Genomic DNA, 23662 nt, shown 5'->3' on the forward strand with positions numbered 1-23662 from the left:
CAAGCCGGGTTTTTTTATTTTTGACCTATGCAAGATCAGGCATTACTCAATTTTTTATATGGTTTCTTAACTCCAAGAAGACAGGGCTTGTTTGAAAAAATTGCTGACCAGCGCACCGACCATTTTACGGTGGCCACGCAGGATGTTTTTCAGCTTCATAATACCAGTGCTGTAATAAGGAGCTGTGATGTTTTTGGGCTTCAGAATGTGCACGTGATAGAGGAGCGAAAGCCAAAGAGGATCGATAGGGAGATAGCGATGGGTGCGCAGAAATGGGTTGATGTGAACCGGTATAACACCTCGGAAGAATGCGTTAGGAAACTTAGGGAAGCCGGTTATCAGATTGTAGCCACCAGCCCCCACGAGTCTTCCTGTAGCCTTGAAGAATTCGATATTTCTTCGCCTTCGGTATTTTTCTTTGGAACTGAAAAGGAAGGTCTTTCAGAAGAGATTATGAAGCAGGCCGATGTTAAACTGAAGATTCCTATGGTAGGTTTTACCGAAAGCCTGAATATTTCGGTCTCGGCGGCAATTATTCTCCAGCATCTTACTTCCCGACTTCGAAAAAGTGATTTGAATTGGCAGTTTTCAGAAGAAGAAAAACTTCAGTTAAAACTGAAATGGGCTAAGAAAACCATAAAAAACTCCGAAGAACTTATTCATCGCTTCAGGGGTCTTGATTAATTTACTATTTTTAAAGTCCCTAAAACTACCGGAATGACTCTGTTTTTTTACATTGTAATTGCAATTATAACATTCTTCGCTTTTTTGCACGCGTATGCAAAAAAGAATTATGATGTGAGCAGAACTGTAGTGATCAACAGGTCTAAGGATGAGGTGTATGGCGTTGTAAGACAGTTGAAGATTCAGTCAAAATGGGTGCCCTGGTTTCAACGCGATCCTGAAGCCATCCTGAAATATAAGGGGGAAGATGGGAAACTGGGAGCTTCTTTTTACTGGAAGGGAAATAATAAGGCCGGAGAAGGTATTCAAAGAATAGTGAAGATCAAGCAGGGAAAGGTTATGGAAACCAAGCTGCTTTTTGTGAAGCCAATAAAAATTACCGCACTCACCTATATTGGGGTTAAAGAGATCGAGCCCGAAAAGACCAAAATGATCTGGGGAGTGAGAGGCCTGCTCGGATTTCCCTTAAGTGTTATCAGCCTTTTCTACAGTCCTGAGAAACTGCTGGGGCAGGATTTTGATCAGGGACTTAAGAATCTTAAAGTTTTATTGGAAAAAAGGACAATGGCTTAATTTCGTTGCAACACCTTATATTCTTCGTAACAACCGCTTATTGCGTCCAGGATCTGGAGATCGTTGGCAGAGTTCATAAAGTCTTTTGAATAATTACAACGGCGAAGGATCTCATCAATCTCCACTTTATTGATCTGTAGCAATGCCATTAAAGTCTGACGATCAAATTTATTTCTTAAAAGTTCCCTTATTTCGTCATCCTCTTTCATCTGCCTGAGTTTCCGCATCTGTTTGGGTTTCTTACCAAAGATATTATGCAGTACATCGGCCGGGTTAAATAATGAGCCTAAGACCCTGGAAACCGCACCCGGTGCATTCTCACCTCCTTCATAGCTTGTGTTAAGGCCGGAAATACTGTACCTGTGGTTCTCATAGATGGGAATGTTCTTGGCATCTATTTCCAGGTAACCGGTTAAGGTGATAGGTTTTACCACAACTTCTTCAAGAGCAATGCCTAATTCGGTCATTTTTACTTTTACGTTGCCGTATTTGAGCCAGTCGTTCGTTACCCTGACTCTAATGGACCTGAAGCCCAGGTAAGAAAAATAAAGGGTGTCGTTAACCTTTGCCTGCAACTCGAAGTTACCTTTGGCGTCACTAACAGCACCCTTTACCTGATTTAAGTTGACTATATGCACATTTTCCAGGGGATTATCGTTCGAGGCGTTCATTACCGTTCCCGATATTTTATCCTGGGCATAGCCCATATAACCAATAGTTGTAAGTATTATAAATAGGAGAAGTTTCTTCATAACAATTCGCGCCTAAAATATAAAATACTTATAAAAAACAATGCCAGATTTTAATATTTAAGCCAATCCCGGCAGTTTATTTTTTGGAACGTCTTCTTTTTAAAGAATTTTCGATATTATTTGAGCGGCCGCCACCTTTTCCTCCTTTTTTTGAGGGAGTAAAGTCTTTGGAGCGTCTTTTTCCACCGCCAGATTTGTTGTCCTTGGAACCAAATCCTGATTTTTTCTTTTTACCGAAGCCACCTTTTTTACCGCCGCGTTTTCCTCCTCCGGAATCCTTGGTCACTTCTACATCTATATGTCTTCCCTGGTATTTGAAGTCCTGGAAGATCTCAAGTACTTTTTTGGTTTCTGAAGCATCGGTATTAAAGAAGGCGAAACTTCCTTTTACATCTACTTTATAAACCCCGTCACGATCAAGGCTTAGGGTTGCTTTAAGGAAATCCTTAAGGCTCATCCAGTCGAATCCGTCCTTGGCACCTACATTGATGAAATATCTTGTAGAGTCTGAATGGGTGTCCGGTATTGTTGCAGATTTCGAGTTGAGATCCGGGGCGTTCTTGTAGTAATTGAAGAACCTGGTAAACTCAACAGAGAAGACTTTTTTAATAAGCTCTTCTTTTGTGAATCCTTCCAGAACTTCATTGATACTCGGAAGGTATGGGTCGATCTCGTGGTTGATCTTGGTGTTCTTAATATCGTTGGCAAGGTGAAATAGCTGGACCCTGCAGATCTCCATCCCATCGGGTATATCTTTTCTTTCAAAAGATTGCTGAATAATACGTTCAATGGTCTTTATCTTTCGCAGCTCACTTTTTGATACGATAACCATAGAAACTCCGCTTTTTCCGGCTCTCCCGGTTCTACCGCTTCGGTGCGTATAGGTTTCTATCTCATCAGGTAACTGGTAGTTGATTACGTGGGTGATATCGTCTACATCAATCCCTCTTGCAGCAACATCTGTAGCGACAAGCATCTGGATTTGTTTTGTGCGGAAACTCTTCATTACCAGGTCTCGCTGGTTCTGGCTAAGGTCTCCGTGTAATGCTGCAGCACTGTACCCGTCTTCAATAAGCTTTTCAGCTACTTTTTGCGTATCTCTTTTGGTACGGCAAAAGATCACTGAGAATATATCAGGATTAGCATCGGCAAGCCTTTTCAGGGCCGCATAACGCTCTCTGGTATTCACAAGATAATATTCGTGAGAAACATTACTGGCTCCCATATTCTTTGATCCCACTGTGATTTCCACTGGGGTACGCATAAACTTCTTTGCGATGGTCGCCACCTCTTTTGGCATCGTAGCTGAAAATAACCAGGTGGATTTCTCTTTTGGGGTATGTGATAAAATAGCTGATATGTCTTCGAAGAAGCCCATATTCAGCATTTCATCGGCCTCATCCAGCACGGCATATTCTATCTTCGAGATATCAACCAACCCACGGCTAATCATATCCTTCATACGTCCCGGAGTCGCCACTAGAATCTGTGCTCCTCTCTTTACGTCTCTGGCCTGTTCAGTAATACTTGCTCCACCATAAATGGCAACAGCATTAAGTCCTTTACAGTATTTACCGTATTGTTTTATTTCATTGGTGATCTGCAAACATAGTTCGCGGGTAGGAGACAGAATAAGGCCTTGTGTGGTCCTGTTGTTGAAATCTATCTTCTGAAGCATTGGGAAACCAAAAGCTGCAGTTTTACCTGTTCCTGTTTGGGCTAATGCAACAAGATCTGTTTCCTGTTCTAATAAAATTGGGATTGATTTTTCCTGTACTTCGCTTGGAGTTTCGAAGCCAAGGTCATTAATGGCTTGTAGCATTTCTGCGTCAAGTCCAAGTTTTTGGAATGCGTTCATTCTAAAGTAATAAGTATTCGATTATGATATGTAAGTGTTACATAAGAAGCGAACCGACATACTTAACTAAACTTCCAGCAACACATCCTCACCCTGAGGAATTTTCAAGCGGCAAAGATAGGCTTTTATTTAAGAACACGAATTTATTCGGTACTTTTCGTAAATATCTTTTAATCAGAAAGTTAATCCAGGGTGGCATCAGGTCTGTAAGAAGCGCTTCAAAGGAGTTGTTCGGTTTACTTAGAAAGGTATGAAATAAGTGCTCTGAAAGCTTTCCCTCTGTGGCTTAGTTCAGATTTTTCGCTGAGATCCATTTCGGCAAAGGTCCTTTGGTGGCCTTTCGGCTGAAAAACAGGATCATACCCAAATCCGTTTTCTCCTCTTTCTTCAGTAGTGATACGCCCTTTGCAGATGCCCGTAAACAGGTTTTCATTATCCTTAAGGTTTAAGGCGATCACGGTTTTGAACCTCGCGTTCCGGTTTTCTTTGCCTTTCATTTGCTTTAAAAGCTTCTTTACATTTTCTTTTGGATCTTTATCATCCCCGGCATATCTGGCCGAGTAAACTCCGGGAGCTCCGGCAAGAGCTTCAACTTCAAGGCCTGTATCGTCTGCAAAACAATCGTAACCATAACGATGCCTTACATACTCAGCTTTTAGGATCGCGTTCCCGTCTATGGTATCGGCGGTTTCCGGAATTTCTTCTGTACAACCAATATCATCCAGTGAAAGCAGTTTGATGTGGCTCGGTAAAAGGGCTTTTATCTCTATTAACTTGTTCTTATTATGAGTGGCAAATACTAGTTCCATTTAGTTATTATTGGTGGTGATAGGGTTCATTTTTAAGGATGGTGAATCCTCTGTATATCTGTTCCGTGATAAACAATCTTACCATCTGATGGGAAAAGGTCATCTTTGATAAAGATAGCTTAGAATCTGCTCTTTTGTATACTTCATCTGAAAAACCATAAGGTCCGCCAATGACGAAAACCAGTTGCTTAAGGCCGGTATTCATACGTTTCTGAAGATATTCAGAAAAAGCCACCGAGCTCAGTTGTTTTCCGTTCTCATCAAGAAGCACCACGAAATCTGAATTCTGGACCTTCGAGAGAATGAGCTCTCCTTCTTTGGTTTTTTGCTGATTTTCATCCAGGTTCTTGACCTTTTTGAGGTCGGGGATGATTTCCATTTCGAATTTGGTATAGAACTGAAGCCGTTTTACATAGACCTCGGTTAGGTCCTGAAGCTCCTGTTTATCGGTTTTTCCTATGCAGAGTAATTTTATGTTCATCAGGTGAATTTATCGCAGACTTTGCTACATTTACAAAAATAAGTATTGAAAATGATCCCGAAAGCACAATTTGAAAAAGAAATTGAACTAATAATTGATAATGCCTTAAGAGAAGATGTTGGAGATGGCGATCACAGTTCGTTGGCCTGCATTCCTGAATCGGCTACCGGAAAAGCGAAACTGCTGGTAAAAGATGATGGTATAATTGCCGGGGTTGAATTTGCTTTAAGGGTTTTTGAAAAAGTAGATCCTAAGCTTTCCATAGAAGTGCTGGTAAAAGACGGGTCACAGGTAAAGAAAGGTGATATTGTGCTGTATGTTCAGGGCTCTTCGCAATCTATATTAAAGGCAGAGCGCCTGGTGCTTAATGCAATGCAGCGTATGAGTGCCATAGCGACCAAGACGAATACTTTCGCAAAAAAGCTGGAAGGAACCAAGACCAGGATCCTTGACACCCGAAAAACCACTCCCGGGATAAGGGCTCTGGAAAAGTGGGCTGTAAAGATAGGAGGCGGGGAAAATCATAGATTTGGACTTTATGATATGATCATGCTGAAGGATAATCATATCGACTTCGCCGGAGGTATCACAAAGGCTATAGAAAAGACCAGGAACTATCTAATCGAGAAAGGTCTGGACCTGAAGATTATTGTAGAGGCACGAGACCTGGAAGAAGTGGCTGAAATTCTTGAGTCCGATGGAATTTATCGTATCTTGATCGATAACTTTAATTATGAAGATACCAGGAAGGCTGTGGAATTGATCGGTGGGAAATGCCAGTCTGAATCAAGCGGTGGGATCACCCTGGATACAGCCAGAAAATATGCCGAATGCGGGGTCGATTTTATCTCAAGTGGCGCCCTGACACATTCGGTGTATAATATGGACCTTAGCCTTAAAGCTGTCTAATTATATGGCTCCCAGAAAAGCGCTTTACACTAAGATCGAACAATTTTCCAATTGGTTTGAAAAGAAGACCAAGGGCTTGATCTTGCCGGGTATGGAAGGGCTTTCGCTTTACGATCTATGGGAGATCTATTCTAACGGGATTATAAAAGGCACCTTTTCAACCAGGGCAAGCGCAATTGCCTTTAGTTTCTTTATGGCCTTGTTCCCGTTTTTGCTGTTTATGCTTAACTTAATTCCCTATATCGGGTTCATAGATGATTTTCAGCTGCAGTTCCTGATTTTTATGGATTCGCTGCTGCCGCCAAATACTTCTGAATTTTTTAATGACATATTTCTGGATATCGCCAATACTCCCAGGGGAGGGCTTCTGTCAGTCGCTTTTATCCTTTCCATTTTTTTAATGACCAATGGCGTAAACGCTATTTTTACCGGTTTTGAATTCTCCTATCATACCAATGCGAACCGTTCAATTATAAGGCAATATATTATTGCAGTGGGGGTTTCTTTAATTATGGCATTCTTATTGATTGTTACAGTGATACTTGCGGTTTATTTAACCTATGCTCTGGAAGATCTGGATACCTTAGGGCTGTTGAAGAAAGATAGTTTTGGGGCAGGACTTATTAAATATTCGGCTTTTGTACTGTTGATCTATATTGCTGTGGCTACGCTTTATTATTTTGGAACCAAGGAGGCGAGACAAGCCAGGTTTTTTTCGATAGGGGCATTGTTTACGACCCTGTTGATAATGCTTACAACTTATTTATTTGAATTGTATATTGTGAACTTTTCATCTTATAATGAACTTTATGGTTCCATAGGAGCGCTGTTGATCCTGATGGTTTATATCTGGCTTAACTCAAATATATTGCTCTTAGGTTTTGAACTGAACGCTTCTCTTATAAAACTGAAAAAGAACTTTAAATAATTTTAATCTTAACCAAAACTACTTACAATGAAGAAAACTGTCTTTTTATTATTAGCTGTGATCAGCTTCGGATTTGCTTCCGCGCAAACTACTGAAGTTGCCGGTGTTCAATTACCAAACTCTGTAAACTTCGGGGAGACCACACTTAGCCTTAACGGGGCCGGAGTACGTGAAAAGTTCTGGATGGATATGTATGCCGGTGGACTTTATCTTGACTCCAAATCTTCAGATGCTGATGCTATTATGGGTGCCAATAAACCAATGGCAATTAAACTGCATATCGTATCTAAGTTAATTACAAGTAAGAAAATGATGGATGCCGTGAATGAAGGTTTTGAGAATTCTACCAACGGTAATACAGCGGCCATTTCTACTGAAATTAAGAAATTTATAAGCTTCTTTGAAGAACAAATTAACAAGGATGACGTTTTTGATATAGTATATTTACCAGCTAAAGGTGTTGTGGTTTATAAGAACGGAAAAGAGCAGGGGACCATTAATGGAATGGAGTTTAAAAAAGCCCTGTTTGGGATCTGGTTATCAGATAAACCCGCAGATGACGACCTGAAGGAGGCGATGCTCAATAGCTAAAATGCTGCTGTCTCGATTAAACCCTACATTATGAATGTTAAAAATAACCTGTTTTGGATCTTTTTTATTGCGCTGTCTTCAATGTCGGCACAGTCTCAGGATGTGTTCGGCAAGTGGGAGGTGACCAATGATGAAGGGAAAGTGAACTCCATTATCCATATCTACAAAAAAGGAGATGAAGTTTACGGCAAAGTAGTTAGAATTATGAAGGAGGAAGACAGGGACCGTATATGCGATCAGTGTACCGGAGAGCTTAAAGATAAACCCATAGAAGGGATGAATCTCATCAGGGGCTTTGAGAAGGATGGGGATGAGTATGTGAACGGAGTGCTTACCGACCCTAAAACAGGAAAAGAATATAAAGGGAAAATATGGGTAGATGAAGATAACCCGGATAAACTGAAAGTAAGAGGTTATATAGCCTTCTTCTATAAAACCAAGACCTGGGACAGGGCAAAATAAACATTCAAATCATATTTTAATTAAAAAACCATTCTTCCTAAAGAATGGTTTTTATTTTTACATTTAGAATCGATTTATAAACCCCGAAGCTTACCAATACTAACCAATGCCACACTTTATAGATGTAATTCTTCCATTGCCCTTAGATAAACGCTTTACCTATGAGGTTACTCCTGAAGAGTCGGAAGTGATCAGGTTGGGAATGCGGGTTGCGGTTCCCTTTGGGAAATCTAAAATATATACGGCGGTCGTGGCCGGGAAGCATAAAAATGCTCCACAGGTCTATGAGGCCAAGCCAATTAGCCAGATCCTTGATGAGAGTCCGGTGGTCACAAAAACGCAACTGGAGTTGTGGAGGTGGATTGCCTCTTACTATATGTGTGCCGAAGGAGAAGTGTTAAAGGCCGCTCTTCCCGGGGCATTCCTTTTGGAGAGTGAAAATATTGTGCAGCTTGCACCGGGATTTGACCAGGAAGAAATCGAATTAAATGATGAAGAATATCTTGTAACCGAAGCATTACAGAGACAATCTTCTTTGAAGATTCAGGAGGTAATGCAGGTGTTGGACAAAAAATCGGTATTACCTGTACTGAACCGTCTGGTTGCAAAAAAAGCCGTAGTTTTAGACAGGGAGATCTATGAACAGTACACGCCTAAAAAAGTTCGGTTTGTGAAACTTCGGGAGGAGTTCTCAGCCGAAAAGGCAATGCATCAGTTGTTGGATGATTTGGGAAGGGCTCCAAAACAAAGGGAGGTCATTCTCACTTATTTTAACCTGCAGGCACAAAGCAAAAAGCCTTTGAAAGTGAAGACCCTTACTTCAAAAAGCGGGGCTTCTTCAGCAACGATAAAAAGCCTGATCGATAAAAACATACTTGAGGAATATTATCTGGAGGTGGACAGGGTTTCTTTCAAGGAAGAAACGGCAAGAGGGGAGATCAGGCTGAGTGAGCTGCAGGAATCGGTATTTCAGCAGATCAGGGAAAACCTTAAGGAACAAAATGTATGTCTTCTGCACGGGATCACCTCCTCGGGAAAGACTGAAGTTTATATAAAACTTATTGAGCGAGTGATCGCGAAAGGAAAGCAGGTATTGTATCTGCTTCCGGAAATAGCTCTTACCACACAGTTAATTCAAAGGCTTCGTAATTACTTTGGAGATCAGGTGCTGGTGTTTCACAGCAAGTATTCAGTAAATGAAAGGGTGGAGGTCTACAACCACGTGCTTCAGAATAATCCAAAGGCGAGAATCGTCCTTGGCGCAAGATCTGCAGTTTTTCTGCCGTTTGCAGATCTGGGACTTATCATTACCGACGAGGAGCACGAAACCACTTTTAAGCAATTTGATCCTGCACCCCGTTATAATGCAAGGGATACTGCCGTGGTGCTGGCTAATTTCTTTAAGGCTAAGATCCTGCTTGGTTCTGCCACACCTTCGCTGGAATCGTATTTTAATGCCAAACACCATAAATACGGGCTGGTGGAGCTTGATCGCCGTTATGGAAATGTGCTGGAGCCGGAGATAGAGATCGTCGACATAAAGACCAAGCACAAGAAGAAAAAGATGACCGGGCATTTTTCAGACAGCTTACTTCAGGAGATCACTGCAGCACTGAAAGAGGAAGAGCAGGTGATTCTTTTTCAGAACAGGCGCGGATTTTCACCAATCCTGGAGTGTAATACCTGCGGACATTCCCCGCAATGCCCAAACTGCGATGTGAGTTTAACCTATCACAGTTTCAGCAGGCAGTTAAGATGTCATTATTGCGGGTACCATATCGCGATGCAGCAAAAGTGTATGGCTTGTGACAGTACCGACATCTCCACTAAAGGTTTCGGAACCGAGCAAATTGAAACTGAATTAAAAGCCTTGTTCCCGGATTATAAGATTGGCCGGATGGATCAGGATACCACCCGGGGTAAATATGCCTATGAAAAGATCATTACCGCTTTTGAGCAGCACGAGTTAGATATTTTGGTAGGGACACAAATGTTAAGTAAAGGGCTTGATTTCCGGAATGTGAAACTGGTAGGAATTATGAATGCGGACAACCTGCTGAATTTTCCCGATTTTAGAGCCCACGAAAGGAGTTTTCAGCTGATGCTTCAGGTAGCCGGAAGAGCCGGAAGAACAAAAAAGAGGGGGAAAGTGCTTATCCAGAGTTATAATCCACACCACCAGATTGTGCAACAGGTTTCTACCAACGATTATAAGGGGATGTATAAAGACCAGATCGAGGAGCGTTACAATTATAAATATCCTCCTTTTTACCGGCTTATAAAATTCAGTATTAAATCCAGGGATTATAGTAAAACGAATGAGTCTGCAGCCTGGCTGGCCAAAGCTCTGACCAATGTATTCAGGGAAAATGTTCTGGGGCCCGAATTTCCACCGGTTGCGCGTATCAGAAATGAATATTACAAAAATATTCTGCTTAAGATTCCACAGAAACAATCTTTAGGGAAAACAAAAGAAGTGGTAAATAAGGTGCTCACGAGCTTTAATGCTGTTCCTGCGTTCAGGAGCGTAAGGGTAGTGGTTAATGTAGATCCTATGTAAAAAAAGGCCGCTAAATCATTTAGCGGCCTTTTTTAATAGTTATAGTTGGTCAGATTTAAATCTTACTGGTTAGCGCTAAGGGCTTCAACCAGGTTACTTTTCTTATGCCTGCTTAAGGGCAGCTTCTGTTTGTCGATTTCAATGTTCTTGGAATTGTAGCGCTCAATTTTATCAAGGTTTACTATATAAGATTTATGTATACGCAAGAATTTGTCACTAGGGAGTTGCTCTTCAAAGGACTTCATTGTAGCCAGTACCACGAAATTATCTTTTTCGGTTACGAATTTCACGTAATCCCCAAGAGCCTGAATGTACTTTAATTTATTAAGAAATACTTTCCTGTTCTTAAGGTTGCTCTTTACAAAAATAAAGTCTTCATCTTCGGCAGGAGCAGCCTGGTGTTTTAGTCTGTATAAATTAATGGCCTTGGTTACCGCATTATTGAACCGCTCTTTGGTAACCGGTTTGTGAATATAATCTACCGCATCATAATCGAAAGCTTTAAAGGCATACTTGGTCTTGCCCGTAACAAAAATGATCTGTGGTTTGTTGGGAAGGTCATCCAAAAGTTCGAATCCGGAAAGGATTGGCATTTCAATATCCAGAAAGATAAGATCAGTTTCCGTATCTAAAAGCCCGTTTTTAGTCTCGATGGCGTTATTATATTCCGCCACAAGCTTCAGGTTTGGGTGATCTTTAATAAGCTTTACCAGCGAAAGGCGCTGCAGGCTTGAATCGTCAACCACGGTACACTTGAGTAAAACTTCTTCCACGGTAAATAAGGTTAGGTAATAACAATATTAAAGATTAAATTTAATAAATACAAGATAAACTTGAATTTCATCGATAAAAAATGAAGTTTGTCGCAATAAAAACAGAAGGGATGAGGCTTTGAAAATAGAAATAATAGTTCTATTTTTGCAGCCAATTTAATTTAAATAAAATTTTTTATGAATCATTATGAAACTGTTTTCATCTTGAATCCCGTTTTATCTGATGAGCAGATAAAGGAAACAGTTAAGAAATACGAAGAATTTCTTGTTTCTAAAGGTGCCAAGATGATCTCCAAAGAAGACTGGGGGCTAAGAAAACTTGCTTATGCGATCCAGCACAAGAAGAGTGGATTTTATCACTTATTTGAATTTCAGGCTCCAGGTGAGGCTATCGAGCCTTTGGAATTGGCATTCAGAAGAGATGAGCGTATGATGCGTTATTTAACCGTGAAGTTAGATAAGCATGCTGTCGCTTGGGCTGAAAAAAGAAGGAATAGAAAACAAGAAAAAGCATAAGTATGGCTACATCTATTGAACAACAAGCGAAAGGAAAAAAAGACGGGGAGATCAGATATCTTACTCCTCTTAATATAGAAACCACCAAGGCTAAGAAATACTGTAGGTTCAAAAGATCAGGTATCAAGTATATCGATTATAAAGATCCTGATTTCTTAATGAGCTTTGTAAACGAGCAGGGGAAATTATTGCCTCGTCGTTTAACAGGTACTTCTTTGAAATATCAGAGAAAAGTGGCTGTTGCCGTGAAACGTGCCCGTCATTTGGCATTAATGCCATACGTTGGTGATTTATTAAAATAAAAAGAGGCAATTATGGAATTGATACTAAAACAAGACGTAGATAATTTAGGCTTTAAAGATGATGTGGTAAACGTGAAAAACGGTTACGGCAGAAACTTTTTAATTCCTCAGGGATTCGCTGAACTGGCTACTCCTTCAGCTAAGAAAGTATTGGCTGAAACCCTGAAACAACGTGCCTATAAAGAACAAAAACATATCGACGAGGCTAAGAAGCAGGCTGAGAAACTTAACAATGTAGATGTCAAGATCACTGCCAAGGCAGGAGCTGGAGACAAATTGTTCGGTTCTATCACCAATGCAGACCTGGCTGAAGCACTTTCTAAAGAAGGTGTGGAGATCGAGAAGAAATATATCAGCATCGCAGGTGGAAACATCAAGCGTTTAGGACAGTATGAAGCAACTTTGCGTTTTCACCGTGAAGTAGTTACTACCTATACTTTTGATGTAGTATCTGAAGCTTAATTTATTTTATTGAAAAGATAAAGCCTGCTCTTCCTGAGTGGGCTTTTCTATTTATTGAGGTTTTTTGAAAAGACCTTGTATTTGAAAATCCTTAGAAGATAGTCGTAAGATCTCTTGTAATTTAATTTGCTATGAAGTACGCCCGATTAACAAAAGAACAGTTTAATGAAATGCACCAGGAATTTATCAATTTCCTGGCTACCCAGAAGATTACTGCTGAAGAATGGGAAGACATAAAGGTTAATAAACCTGATGTTGCTGAACAGGAGCTGGATATATTCAGCGATCTTATCTGGGAAGGTGTGCTCAATAAAGTGGAGTACCTGGAACATTTTTCTCCAAGGCAAATGTTCTTATTCCAGATCACTGCGGCTACCATAAATTTGATAGCGGTAAGGATCGAAAAGGAAGAGGTGGATATTACCACAAAAGGAGGTTATCACTGGCTTCAGAAAAACCTGATGGATGACGATGTGAATATTTACACCTCCACGAAAGCTATTAGCGACGATCGTAATAAGGATATTTTTGCACTTATTCAGCAGGGTGCAAATATTACCAAAGGAGAGCTATATTCCTACTTTCAAAATGTAGTGAAGGAATAGGATTACTCGTATCTCAGCGATTCTATAGGATCCTGTTTTGCGGCTTTCGCGGCGGGATAACTACCGGCAAGAATGGCTACCAGAATGGTGATACCCGTTGCCCATAGCATAGCTTTCCAAGGCGTGGTAAAATCAAAATCTGCAGCTGAAGATACCCCTATCCCGATAAGGATCCCCAATATTATCCCCAATATTCCTCCAATCTGGCCAATGATCACGGTTTCCATAAAGAACTGGGTGGCGATGGTGCCGCGTTTGGCTCCAAGCGCCTTTCTTACCCCAATTTCCCTCGTCCTTTCGGTTACACTTACCAGCATAATGTTCATTAATGCGATAGAGGAGCCGAAAATGGTGATGATGGAAATTATCCAGGCAGCAATATTCAGGTAGCTGGTGATCTGAAAAATTCGGTTAATAAGGTCATCACTACGTTCTATTCCAAAATTGTTTTCCTCGACAGGATTCAATTTCCTGATATTTCTAAAGGTGATTATCGCTTCATCCTGCGCTGCTTCAAGATATTCCTTGTTTTCCACCCTTACGCTAAGGTTGTAGTTTATTTGTGGCTGTGTAAACAGGGACCTTGCCACCTGAATGGGGATTAGAACTCGCAAATCCTGGTTGTTTCCAAAAGTAGAGCCTTTGCTTTCCAGAACGCCTATCACCTGGAACTTTGCACCCCGTATGCTTATGGTTTTTCCCACAGGATTTGCTCCCTTAAAAAGGCCTTCCTGTTTGGCGAAATCTGATCCCAGGATGGCGACATTATTGTTGTTCCTGATATCAAAAATATTGAATTCCCTCCCATTCTCAAGATCCAGCCCGGAATTGGTCAGGAAATTTTCGTTCACTCCCAGCACCGAAACTTCAGGATCTGTTTTTTCGCTTTCGTATTTCACTTCTGCCCGGCTCGTCCCGGTAAAGGAAATAGCTGTTTGGGTGAAGGGATAAGTGTAGTTCTTTTCGAATTCCTTTACCTCGCGGTAACTTATTACAGGATTTATCTTTTCCCGCTCTCCGCCGCCTCTTCTCTGGGTGTTGAATTCATAGCGTTGCAGGTTGAAGGTATTGGCGCCCATTGATGCAAAATCACTGCTTATGGTATTCTCCAGAGCCGTAACCGCACTTAGTATCCCTACAAGAGCGGTAATGCCTATGGCAATGATAAGAACGGTTAGTATGGTTCGGAGAAGCTGACTTTTAATCGAATTAAAAGCGATACGTATGTTTTCTTTAAACAGTGTAAACATATAAAAAGTTATTCGGGCTCATAAGTTAGACTATAAACCTTCCCGAATGTTACTTAAAAATTGAAATTTGTTTGGGTTCGCTTAAAAATTAAGATATTTGCAGTCTGTTTTGCGGCTTTTCCGCGAGGCATTTTAATAAGAAATCTAACCCAGACAGGCATAAGCATCCTATGGCACAAAAACCATCCATACCAAAAGGAACCAGAGATTTTTCACCGGCAGAGGTGGCAAAAAGGAACTATATATTCGATACCATTAAAAGTGAATTTAAAAAATTCGGGTTTCAGCCTATTGAGACTCCAAGCTTTGAGAATTCTGATACCCTAATGGGGAAGTATGGAGATGAAGGCGACCGACTGATCTTTAAGATCCTGAATTCCGGGGACTTTCTAAGAAAAGCAGATGCCAAGGCTTATGAAGAGAAAGATAGCCTGAAACTTACTTCTTCTATTAGCGAGAAGGCGCTCAGGTATGACCTGACTGTGCCTTTTGCCCGTTATGTGGTGCAGCACCAGAACGAGATCGATTTTCCTTTTAAACGCTACCAGATCCAGCCTGTATGGAGAGCCGACAGGCCTCAGAAGGGAAGGTTCAGGGAATTTTACCAATGTGATGCAGATGTGGTTGGAAGTGATTCTTTATGGCAGGAAGTTGAATTTGTTCAGTTATACGATGCTGTTTTCAATACCCTGAAGCTGGAAGGGGTTACCATAAAAATAAACAACCGGAAGGTGCTTTCCGGATTTGCCGAAGTTATTGGCGAGAAAGATAAGCTGATAGACTTTACGGTTGCACTTGACAAACTCGATAAAATAGGTGAGGATGGCGTGAAAAAGGAAATGCAGGAAAAAGGAATTTCTGAATCGGCTATAGAGAAGATTCAGCCTATTTTTGGTTTAAGCGGGAGTTTTTCTGAGAAAATTGAAGGAATAAAGTCCATACTCGAAACTTCTGAGACTGGAAAGGCCGGAATAGAAGAGTTGGAGTTCATCCAAAATGCCATTGCCGAAATGCCCCTTAAAACAGCCAAACTGGACCTTGATGTAACTCTTGCCCGCGGACTTAACTATTATACCGGGGCTATCTTAGAGGTTTCAGCTCCCGAGAATGTAAAAATGGGTTCTATTGGCGGTGGCGGTCGTTATGATGACCTTACCGGTATCTTTGGGCTTAAGGATATGAGCGGGGTAGGGATCTCCTTTGGACTGGACCGCATCTACCTGGTTCTGGAAGAACTCGGTTTGTTTCCCGATACGGTAACGGAGAACACCAAGGTACTTTTTATCAATTTTGGGGAAAAGGAAGCGCTTTATGCAATGAAGGCGGTGAGACAATTAAGAGATTCTGAAGTTGTTGCTGAGCTATATCCCGATTCGGCTAAGATGAACAAGCAGATGAAATATGCCAACAGGAGGGAGATCCCTTTTGTAGTTCTTGCCGGTGAGGCTGAAATGGATGAAGCTAAATACACCCTTAAGAATATGAAGAGTGGGGAGCAGCAGAAACTTTCTCTGGAAGAACTAACTTCAGCTATTAGGTAACTAAGAATTTAGTATTAATGTAAATGATAAAAAAGGTCGCTAAATTGCGACCTTTTTTATTTTCCGGGAAGGGGATTATTCACTGGCTTCATTGAGCTTTTGCATATCCTCTTCGGTAAGGTTGATGTCGATCGCCTGGTGGAAGGACCGCAGATGTTTGATCCTGGTCGCACTCGCAATAGGTGCGGTAATGCCGGGTCGATTCATTATCCATCTTAAGGCCACCGCAGCTTCTGAAATGTTATAATTATCTGCGATCCCGCTTAAGGCCTGCAGAACCTTTTCTCCGCGCTCATCAAAATAATTCTTAAGGAACATTTCTCTTGGCTTTCCTTCAATATCGCTTTTGCTTTTGTACTTACCGGTTAGAAAACCGCTGGCAAGGGAAAAGTAGCTGGTAACCCCTAAATGATTTTTTTTGCAAATATCCCTTATTTCTCCTTCAAATTTATTGCGTTCCATAAGGCTGTATTCCGGTTGAAAAACCTCATATTTAGGCAGCCCCTTTTCTCTGGAGGCATCCAGGGATTCCCGGAGTCTTTCAGGAGACAGATTGGAAGCTCCAATGTATCTCACTTTCCCCTGATCTATGAGCAGCTGATAGGCTTCAAGGGTTTCTTCTACGGGAGTCTTATTATCATCCCAGTGAGTGAAGTAGAGGTCTATATAATCTGTCTGGAGACGTTTTAAAGAATCTTCAGCCGCTTTTATGATATGAGCTTTAGAAATATCTTTAGGGCCGCCCTGTTGCATACTGGAACCCACTTTGGTGGCCAGGCATACTTTTTCCCTGGCTCCGCGGTCTTTCATCCATTTTCCAATTATCCTTTCAGACTCACCCCCCTTGTTGCCTTCAGCCCATCTGGAATAGACATCTGCGGTGTCTATCATATCGAATCCACGGTCTGCCAGTTCATCGAGCATTTCAAAGGACTCCTGTTCATTTAGTGTCCATCCGAATACATTTCCTCCAAAAATTATCGGAGGAGTATGGAGGTCTGTTCTGCCGAGTTGTTTCTTTTTCATATTTGGTTCATTGAGCTTTATCTTATAAAGATAAAAACTGGAGAGGAAACAAAAGTATTTAGTCTTTCTTTTAGGATATTTTAAGAGGAGCTATTAAGCCCTTTATAACTTTCTTTTTAAAAAAAATATGCGCATTATCGCCGCATATACCGGTGTTACAGGAGTTAGTAAATTTTGTTATATTAAACTTATACCAAAAAATCTATGTTATGAAAAAATTAGGATTTCTACTTTGTATACTATTGGTGCCATTTCAACTTTTGGCCCAGGAAAAAATGGAAGCTGAAAAATTTCAGTTATCTCCTGAAGGTTTTGAAAATTATGTGGTCAGGGAGTATCCCGGAAAGACCGACTCAGAATTGTTTATGGCCGTAAAGCGCTGGGCTGAACAAGCTATAGCCAATTCAAAGGAAGCGATGAAGAAACACCATACCAATCAGTATCTTCAATACAGGGTGTTTGTTCCGCAGGGAATTGTTCTGGAGAATGATGATGAAGTCTATAAATGGGATGTTCTTTTTGATGTTTCATTTACTTTTAAGGACCAGCATATAAGGTACGATGTTAAGCTGATGGAGGTAAGCAGCCCTGATGCCCCAACTTTTGCCCTTAATGGTAGTGAGACACAATGGTCATTTTTCGACCTGGAAGGAAATCCGAGGAAGGTCACTGCGGAAGCGCGAAAACAGGTCAATAATATGGCCAATGATTTTATAAGGGGTGTTTCTTCGTATGTGAATATGAATGCCGCCGAAGATCAGAAATGATTGTTTAAAATTAATAATGGGAGATCCCTTCAAAAACTGAGGGGATTTTTTTATTTCCAAACTTCAGGTACTATCGTAACTTTCTATAAACCATAAAAATCAGGTAGTTATGATAATTAAAGACAAGATATTTACAAGTTTTGCTGTAAACGATCTTCAGAAAGCAGAAGATTTTTATACAGAAGTTTTAGGATTGAAACTAACTAAGAATAAAATGGGGCTTCTTGAAATAGCTTCGGGGCCCGGCGGCAGGCTTATTATTTATCCTAAACCAGATCATACCCCGGCAAGCTTTACAGTACTTAATTTTCCGGTAGAGAATATCTATGAGGCTGTAGAGGCCTTAGAGAAAAAGGGAGTGAAATTTGAACATTACGACGGGAATATTAAAACCGATGAGAAGGGGATCAGCAGGGCAGAAGGCAGACCTTCTGTGGCCTGGTTTAAGGATCCTTCGGGGAATATTCTTTCAGTAATTGAGGAGTAGGACACTCCGGAATTTTTTCAGTGGAATAGGGTGTTTAGATTTTACGGAAGAGGTACGGAAATACTTTCCCTGAAATTAAAAAATCCCTCCAAAAATTGAAGGGATTTTTTCACAGATTTACTGTTTCATCTATTTGGTAAGCTTTACTTCTCCCATCTTTTTTGGAAAAGGAAGCTTTTTTATGTCCCGAAGATTTTGGATTACAAACTCGGTAAGGACAATATCGGTTTTTTCAATATCCATTCCTTTACCAAATTCTTCGTAGTTATGAATGCCGTTCAGCATCCCGGAATGTGTGGCAACCTTATAATTATGCGTCATTTCCAGTTCCCGACCGTTTATCATAATATCTGTGACCCTTTGTCCTAATGGCTTTGTAATATCTATTTTATAATTTATTCCAGACGACTGGATAAGTCCTCCAACAATATTTGTTTTGTTTTTGGGTTTTAAGTTGGTGGCAGTCTGCTCCAGTGTTGTCTTTATTTGTTCCCCTGTCATTTTAAGGGTTACGATTTTAGCCGGATGGGGTAATAATTTGTAGATATCTTCACTTGTGATATCTCCTTTTAGAGAAATACCATATCCAACACCTGGAAGAAATGAGGCATCCGCATTAAAGTTTTCCATCATTAGAGTTGTTACCATTTTGTCAAACGGGCTCTCAGATTTGTACTGTCTTCCGATTATGGTATCCGTTGTCGTAATTTGCTCTTCAAGTTTTGATAAATGTGGTTTACGAAGCTCCTGAACTAACTTTTCTGCTTCGGCATCTTTATCAAAGTCTTCATTCCAGAGAAAGTGGTAATTGGTGTTGATGCCGGAAAGATCCTTGTCTTTGATGATCAATTCTGTTTCTCCCAGGACAGCACCATCAGAAAGGGCTTGCACCACAAAGGTTCCATTTATTTTTACCGGGGGAGTTATCACATCGTGACTATGCGCTCCAATAATCAGGTCTATACCTTCTACTTTTTCAGCAATAGTTTTATCTACCGCCATACCTTCATGAGATAGTACAATTATCACATCAGATTTGGATTTAAGCTCCGGAAGATACTTTTGAATGATTTCAACTCCCTTTTCAAATCTTAGGCCTTCTATATTTTTAGGATTTCCCGTTAAAGGAGTGTTCCTGTACCCAACTGGCAGGATCGCGATTTTTAAACCTTTTCTTTCTAAAATGGTATAAGCTTCATTGAATATAGGTTCTCCGGTACTTTCATCTATAATGTTTGCCGCACGCATTGGGAAATTTGCCATCTCGTTAAGCTGCCGGGTTCTTTCCAGTCCATAATCGAAATCGTGATTCCCCAGTACCATCATATCATATTTCAGCTGGTTCATTAGCCTGATCACAGTTTCTCCTTTTGTTAAGTTGCTTAACTGATCATCACTGAAGGTATCGCCGCCGTCGAGTAATATAACGCTTTCTTCACCCTTTTGACTCCTGATCGATTTTACAGCCTGGGCCATTCGAGGCATTCCTCCAATTATACCCTCTCTGTCAAATCTTACCAGAACGTCTGTTTCATCCCCGGTTTGAGCCGTGGAATTATCCAAAGTTGTGGTGAAAGGCATGTAAGATCCGTGAATGTCATTTGTATGTAGTACAGATATAGTTACGGATTCATCCTCCGCACTTTTTTGATCCGAACTACTGTTTTTTGAGAAATTGCAACCAGATAGGCTTAATGCCAAAACTGCATAAATTGGCAACGTAAATTTAATAAACTTCATTTTTATTTGTTGATTTTTTTAAAAAGCTAAATATATGTGATGCGCATCCTCTGGTATGTAACTTAAGTTACAATGAAAGACCACCAATTCTTTTAGGTTTGTTTTTTTTCAAATTTAATCTTCATCTTTTCGCTAAGACACTATAATTTTTTCTTCTGATGAATAATTTTAGAGCTTTTGTTAGGGCTATTTATTATTTCTTTTCGGCATTCGCCGCCCTTTTAATTTTCCTCTTTGCAGGCTTGTTTTTATATAACTCCAATCCTGACTTTTTCCAAAGCGATAAAATTTCAGCTGAGAACTGGAAACCGAAAGATGTCGAGGCCGAGCTGAATTCCGGTTTTATGCCGCGTGATGTAAAATACGGGTACCAGTTAATTGCAGAGACTTCTAAGCATATAGGTCCTTTGGCTGAAAATCCGGGTATGCGTTATGCCGGGAACAATCTGGCCTGCGCGAACTGCCATTTAAATGCCGGTACTCAGGCGGGTTCAGCTTCCTGGATAGGAGTGGTGCAACGCTTCCCTCAATTTCGGGGAAGGTCCAATAGCGAAGGGACCATAGAAGACAGAGTGAATGGTTGTATGCAAAGAAGTATGAATGGTGAAAAGCTTCCGGTAGAATCTAAAGAAATGAGATCTATTGTGTCTTATATGGAATGGCTGGGAGAAGGAATGCCAGAAGAACGTGAAAAAGAATTTAAAGGATTTCCAAAAATTGAGATCCCTGAAGTTGCAGTAATCCTTGAAAAAGGTAAGGCCTTGTTTGCTAAGGAATGTGCGGTATGTCATGGTGAAAATGGACAGGGACAAAAGCTTGCAGACAGCACTAAAGCTTATCAATATCCGCCACTTTGGGGAGAAGATAGTTATAATAATGGAGCAGGGATGCACCGCGTTATTACTGCCGCTCAATTCATTAAAGGGAATATGCCCTTTGGTCAGGCGACCTGGGATAATCCCAAACTAACTGACGAAGAGGCCTACCATTTAGCGGGCTATATCAATAGCTTCTCCAGGCCACAAAAGAGAAATTTAGAAAAAGATTATCCAGATTTAAAATTAAAACCAGTTTCAACTCCGTATGGACCCTGGGCAGATAAGTTTTCCCCTGAACAACATAAATATGGGCCATTTCAACCTATTATGAAATTTTACAAACAAGAATACGGAATAACTAAAAGTAAATGATCAGATCCTTTATACCTACAGTCCTCTTTATATTGTTAGCTCCTTTTGCTTCGCTTGCTCAGGAAACTACCGAAAAGAGTAAGCGCGGTAAGCTATCCGGCCAGCTGCGCACTTATTATATGAATACCTTTAATAAAGGTTCCCTGAAAGACTTTAGGGCGTTGGCCGTAGGTGGTAAAATAAAATATCAGTACAGGTTCAATGATAACCTGGAATTCGGGCTTGCAGGTTATAACTCCACCAATACCTGGATTCAGGATTTGACAATACCAGATACCGAGACGGGAAAACTGAGCAGGTATGAGGAAGGGCTTTTTGACCGGTTGAACCTTGATAATAAGTTTGTGTTCTTGCTTGGAGAACTCTATATGAATTACGGGCTCGAGAAACACGAATTTCGCCTGGGGAGAATGAAGATCAAATCTCCCTTGGTGAATCCTGAAGACGGAAGAATGATACCAAGTCTATTCCAGGGATTCTTATATCAGTACAAGCCCTCTAACAGGAATAATTTTCAATTCGGGATTTTTAATGAGGTAGCTCCCAGGTCTACCGGAGAATTTTATCCTATTGGGGAAAGTATAGGTACTTATGGTGTTGGCCGGGATTGGTCCGGTAGTCAGTCTCAATATAAGGGTAATACGGAATCAGATTTTCTAGTGGTCTCTAATGTAAAGTTAGAAGTGACAGATCGGCTTAATTTTGAGATCTGGGACTATTATATAGATAATGTTTCAAACTCTGTTTACTTCAACCCAAAATTTGATGTTTCCTCCAGGCTTGAACTGCAAATGGAATGGCTGCACCAAAATAAAATAGGTGAGGGGGGGAATGAAATAGATTCTTTAAGTTATTTCAGGGCAAATTCTTCAGATGTATTGGGGATGAAACTAAAATATAAATGGCCGGAAGATCAGGCTTCTGTTTCCCTGGCTTATGACAGGATCCTTCCTCACGGCCAGTTCATTTTTCCCAGGGAATGGGGAAGGGAGTTTCTATTCAGTTTTCAAAAGCGGGAAAGAAGTGAGGGGACTGCAGATAATCACGCTTTGGTAATGTATTACGAGGATGTGTTTCAGTTAAATAACCCCGCTTCAAAAATTCAAACTATTCTTAGTGTAGGACATCAATGGAAGCCTTCTGTTGCAAATGCGAAACTGAATAAATATGCGGTGCCTGATTACACGCATATTAACCTTGATCTGTTTTTTCATTTTGAAAAACTTAAAAACTTAAAACCGGAACTACTGTTTGTGACCAAATTCTCAAATGGCGATGTTCCTGATAACCCGAATCTCTTCCTGAATAAGACAGATTTGTTCCACGTTGATGTGATCCTGAACTATACCTTTTAAACCCGGGTAAGTTGTAAGTCTGGTCTTCATTATCCCTTTCTCAATATTCTGTCTCTTTGATATCAGGCCGGGTGTTTTAACCATCTTTAATGCAGCTTTCTGCTGTTGTATCCAGAATATCTTGAGTGGGCGATGATAACTTCTTCAGGATTACCTTAATTTTCTTATTTATATCGTAAGAGCGTTCAGATATATTGCTGTTGACGAAGTGCGGCAGGAAATTTCAAGTTGCAGAAAATATCTCCAGGACCAGTTGCGGGTTCGAGGGAAGCTAAGCTTCAATTTTTGTAGTAAATTAAAAAATCCCTTCAATTTTTGAAGGGATTTTTTCTTGTAGCGAGACCGAGATTTGAACTCGGGACCTCCGGGTTATGAATCCGACGCTCTAACCAACTGAGCTACCTCGCCTTATCATTCTAAAATGGCTCAAAACTTGCGTTTGGCCTGCCTTTGCGCGCTATTGACGGTGCTTGCAAATGCGGGTGCAAATATAAAAACAATTTGATTTGACGCAAACAATATTTTCTAAAATATTTATTTTGTTTTCTTTTTATCTTTCCAATTAATATCTATATTGCCCGAAACTAATAAATCTACAAATGGAAGAAAAGATCAAGTACGAAATGGAGTTTCCCATTCATGCTTCTCCTTCATTATTATATCAATATATTTCAACACCCTCAGGTTTAAGCGAATGGTATGCTGATAACGTGAATTCCCGTGGTGAACTTTTCACCTTTATCTGGGAAGGAAGTGAGGAGCAGGCCAAGCTTGTTAGCAAGAAAAGCGATGAGCGTGTAAAATTTAAATGGCTTTCAGAAGAAGACACCCCTTACTTTTTTGAAATCAGGATTCAGGTAGATGATATTACCAAAGACGTGTCTATTATGATCACAGATTTCGCGGAAGATGAAGATGAAGTGGAAGAAGGGAAAATGCTTTGGGAAAATATGATATCAGACCTAAAACAGGTGCTTGGTTCAGTTTAATATTCTATAGAGAAACATTACCTTTGACCCCGTTAATAAACGGGGTTTTTTT

At 40.6% G+C, this 23662-nt stretch carries 25 protein-coding genes and 1 tRNA gene; 17 read left to right on the forward strand and 9 right to left on the reverse strand.

Going from position 1 to position 23662, the window contains the following annotated elements:
* The first annotated feature begins 27 nt into the window (after positions 1-27).
* Both ACFQ3Q_RS08215 and ACFQ3Q_RS08220 read left to right on the forward strand, forming a co-directional pair.
* A complete protein-coding gene (locus tag ACFQ3Q_RS08215) occupies positions 28-684 on the forward strand; it encodes a TrmH family RNA methyltransferase (protein WP_380744716.1) in 657 nt (218 codons plus the stop codon).
* Between the two features lie 114 nt (positions 685-798).
* The gene (locus tag ACFQ3Q_RS08220) at positions 799-1257 is read left to right on the forward strand and encodes an SRPBCC family protein (protein ID WP_380744718.1); all 459 of its coding nucleotides are present in this window, start codon (positions 799-801) and stop codon (positions 1255-1257) included.
* On the opposite strand, the gene ACFQ3Q_RS08225 is transcribed toward ACFQ3Q_RS08220, so the two are convergent.
* From ACFQ3Q_RS08225 to rlmH, 4 genes are all read right to left on the reverse strand, one after another.
* Complete coding sequence (locus ACFQ3Q_RS08225) at positions 1254-2009, reverse strand: carboxypeptidase-like regulatory domain-containing protein (RefSeq protein ID WP_380744720.1); 756 nt, start codon at positions 2007-2009, stop codon at positions 1254-1256. The genes ACFQ3Q_RS08220 and ACFQ3Q_RS08225 overlap by 4 nt on opposite strands.
* Before the next feature lie 76 nt (positions 2010-2085).
* The gene (locus ACFQ3Q_RS08230; protein ID WP_380744721.1) at positions 2086-3867 is read right to left on the reverse strand and encodes a DEAD/DEAH box helicase; all 1782 of its coding nucleotides are present in this window, start codon (positions 3865-3867) and stop codon (positions 2086-2088) included.
* 236 nt (positions 3868-4103) lie between these two features.
* Positions 4104-4676: a non-canonical purine NTP diphosphatase gene (locus ACFQ3Q_RS08235; RefSeq protein WP_380744723.1), complete on the reverse strand. Its 573-nt coding sequence runs from the start codon at positions 4674-4676 to the stop codon at positions 4104-4106.
* 7 nt (positions 4677-4683) lie between these two features.
* Complete coding sequence (rlmH, locus tag ACFQ3Q_RS08240; protein WP_380744724.1) at positions 4684-5157, reverse strand: 23S rRNA (pseudouridine(1915)-N(3))-methyltransferase RlmH; 474 nt, start codon at positions 5155-5157, stop codon at positions 4684-4686.
* Between the two features lie 51 nt (positions 5158-5208).
* Here rlmH and nadC point away from each other — a divergent pair, with 51 nt between their 5' ends.
* From nadC to priA, 5 genes are all read left to right on the forward strand, one after another.
* Positions 5209-6066 (forward strand): carboxylating nicotinate-nucleotide diphosphorylase, encoded by an 858-nt coding sequence (nadC, locus tag ACFQ3Q_RS08245; RefSeq protein WP_380744726.1) that lies wholly within the window; start codon positions 5209-5211, stop codon positions 6064-6066.
* 4 nt (positions 6067-6070) lie between these two features.
* On the forward strand, positions 6071-6994 hold the full coding sequence (locus ACFQ3Q_RS08250; RefSeq protein WP_380744728.1) for a YihY/virulence factor BrkB family protein: 924 nt from the start codon (positions 6071-6073) through the stop codon (positions 6992-6994).
* Between the two features lie 27 nt (positions 6995-7021).
* Complete coding sequence (locus tag ACFQ3Q_RS08255; protein WP_380744730.1) at positions 7022-7585, forward strand: chalcone isomerase family protein; 564 nt, start codon at positions 7022-7024, stop codon at positions 7583-7585.
* A 30-nt stretch (positions 7586-7615) separates the two neighbouring features.
* Entirely contained in the window at positions 7616-8047 is a 432-nt protein-coding gene (locus tag ACFQ3Q_RS08260; RefSeq protein ID WP_380744732.1) for a DUF2147 domain-containing protein, read from the forward strand.
* Between the two features lie 106 nt (positions 8048-8153).
* Positions 8154-10607 (forward strand): replication restart helicase PriA, encoded by a 2454-nt coding sequence (priA, locus tag ACFQ3Q_RS08265; protein ID WP_380744734.1) that lies wholly within the window; start codon positions 8154-8156, stop codon positions 10605-10607.
* A 62-nt stretch (positions 10608-10669) separates the two neighbouring features.
* On the opposite strand, the gene ACFQ3Q_RS08270 is transcribed toward priA, so the two are convergent.
* Positions 10670-11380, reverse strand: coding sequence for a LytR/AlgR family response regulator transcription factor (locus tag ACFQ3Q_RS08270; protein ID WP_380744735.1), 711 nt, complete (start codon positions 11378-11380; stop codon positions 10670-10672).
* A 177-nt stretch (positions 11381-11557) separates the two neighbouring features.
* On the opposite strand from ACFQ3Q_RS08270, the gene rpsF reads away from it, so the two are divergent.
* The 4 genes from rpsF to ACFQ3Q_RS08290 all read left to right on the forward strand — a co-directional run bounded on the left by rpsF (position 11558) and on the right by ACFQ3Q_RS08290 (position 13265).
* Entirely contained in the window at positions 11558-11896 is a 339-nt protein-coding gene (rpsF, locus tag ACFQ3Q_RS08275; protein WP_380744737.1) for a 30S ribosomal protein S6, read from the forward strand.
* A 2-nt stretch (positions 11897-11898) separates the two neighbouring features.
* Positions 11899-12198: a 30S ribosomal protein S18 gene (rpsR, locus tag ACFQ3Q_RS08280; RefSeq protein WP_311536364.1), complete on the forward strand. Its 300-nt coding sequence runs from the start codon at positions 11899-11901 to the stop codon at positions 12196-12198.
* Between the two features lie 12 nt (positions 12199-12210).
* Positions 12211-12660 (forward strand): 50S ribosomal protein L9, encoded by a 450-nt coding sequence (gene rplI, locus ACFQ3Q_RS08285; RefSeq protein WP_380744739.1) that lies wholly within the window; start codon positions 12211-12213, stop codon positions 12658-12660.
* Positions 12661-12791: 131 nt separating this feature from the next.
* Positions 12792-13265: a DUF6495 family protein gene (locus tag ACFQ3Q_RS08290; RefSeq protein ID WP_380744741.1), complete on the forward strand. Its 474-nt coding sequence runs from the start codon at positions 12792-12794 to the stop codon at positions 13263-13265.
* Positions 13266-13267: 2 nt separating this feature from the next.
* Here ACFQ3Q_RS08290 and ACFQ3Q_RS08295 read toward each other — a convergent pair whose 3' ends face one another.
* Positions 13268-14515: an ABC transporter permease gene (locus ACFQ3Q_RS08295; RefSeq protein ID WP_380744743.1), complete on the reverse strand. Its 1248-nt coding sequence runs from the start codon at positions 14513-14515 to the stop codon at positions 13268-13270.
* 170 nt (positions 14516-14685) lie between these two features.
* Here ACFQ3Q_RS08295 and hisS point away from each other — a divergent pair, with 170 nt between their 5' ends.
* A complete protein-coding gene (hisS, locus tag ACFQ3Q_RS08300) occupies positions 14686-16056 on the forward strand; it encodes a histidine--tRNA ligase (RefSeq protein ID WP_380744745.1) in 1371 nt (456 codons plus the stop codon).
* 75 nt (positions 16057-16131) lie between these two features.
* Here hisS and ACFQ3Q_RS08305 read toward each other — a convergent pair whose 3' ends face one another.
* Positions 16132-17082, reverse strand: coding sequence for an aldo/keto reductase (locus ACFQ3Q_RS08305; RefSeq protein ID WP_380744747.1), 951 nt, complete (start codon positions 17080-17082; stop codon positions 16132-16134).
* A gap of 209 nt (positions 17083-17291) precedes the next feature.
* Between ACFQ3Q_RS08305 and ACFQ3Q_RS08310 the strand changes: the two genes are divergently transcribed.
* Together ACFQ3Q_RS08310 and ACFQ3Q_RS08315 are read left to right on the forward strand one after the other, a co-directional pair.
* Complete coding sequence (locus ACFQ3Q_RS08310; protein ID WP_380744748.1) at positions 17292-17849, forward strand: hypothetical protein; 558 nt, start codon at positions 17292-17294, stop codon at positions 17847-17849.
* Positions 17850-17958: 109 nt separating this feature from the next.
* Positions 17959-18336: a VOC family protein gene (locus tag ACFQ3Q_RS08315; RefSeq protein WP_380744750.1), complete on the forward strand. Its 378-nt coding sequence runs from the start codon at positions 17959-17961 to the stop codon at positions 18334-18336.
* A 129-nt stretch (positions 18337-18465) separates the two neighbouring features.
* Here ACFQ3Q_RS08315 and ACFQ3Q_RS08320 read toward each other — a convergent pair whose 3' ends face one another.
* On the reverse strand, positions 18466-20076 hold the full coding sequence (locus tag ACFQ3Q_RS08320; protein ID WP_380744751.1) for a bifunctional metallophosphatase/5'-nucleotidase: 1611 nt from the start codon (positions 20074-20076) through the stop codon (positions 18466-18468).
* Positions 20077-20234: 158 nt separating this feature from the next.
* Between ACFQ3Q_RS08320 and ACFQ3Q_RS08325 the strand changes: the two genes are divergently transcribed.
* Complete coding sequence (locus tag ACFQ3Q_RS08325; RefSeq protein ID WP_380744753.1) at positions 20235-21266, forward strand: c-type cytochrome; 1032 nt, start codon at positions 20235-20237, stop codon at positions 21264-21266.
* Positions 21263-22621, forward strand: coding sequence for an OprD family outer membrane porin (locus tag ACFQ3Q_RS08330; RefSeq protein ID WP_380744755.1), 1359 nt, complete (start codon positions 21263-21265; stop codon positions 22619-22621). Before ACFQ3Q_RS08325 ends, ACFQ3Q_RS08330 begins: the two co-directional genes overlap by 4 nt.
* A gap of 334 nt (positions 22622-22955) precedes the next feature.
* Here ACFQ3Q_RS08330 and ACFQ3Q_RS08335 read toward each other — a convergent pair.
* Positions 22956-23029: transfer RNA gene (locus tag ACFQ3Q_RS08335), tRNA-Met, on the reverse strand.
* Positions 23030-23220: 191 nt separating this feature from the next.
* On the opposite strand from ACFQ3Q_RS08335, the gene ACFQ3Q_RS08340 reads away from it, so the two are divergent.
* The gene (locus ACFQ3Q_RS08340) at positions 23221-23610 is read left to right on the forward strand and encodes an START-like domain-containing protein (protein ID WP_380744757.1); all 390 of its coding nucleotides are present in this window, start codon (positions 23221-23223) and stop codon (positions 23608-23610) included.
* The last annotated feature ends 52 nt before the right edge of the window (positions 23611-23662 follow it).

It is taken from the genome of Salegentibacter chungangensis (genome assembly GCF_042678405.1).
GTDB lineage: Bacteria > Bacteroidota > Bacteroidia > Flavobacteriales > Flavobacteriaceae > Salegentibacter_A > Salegentibacter_A chungangensis.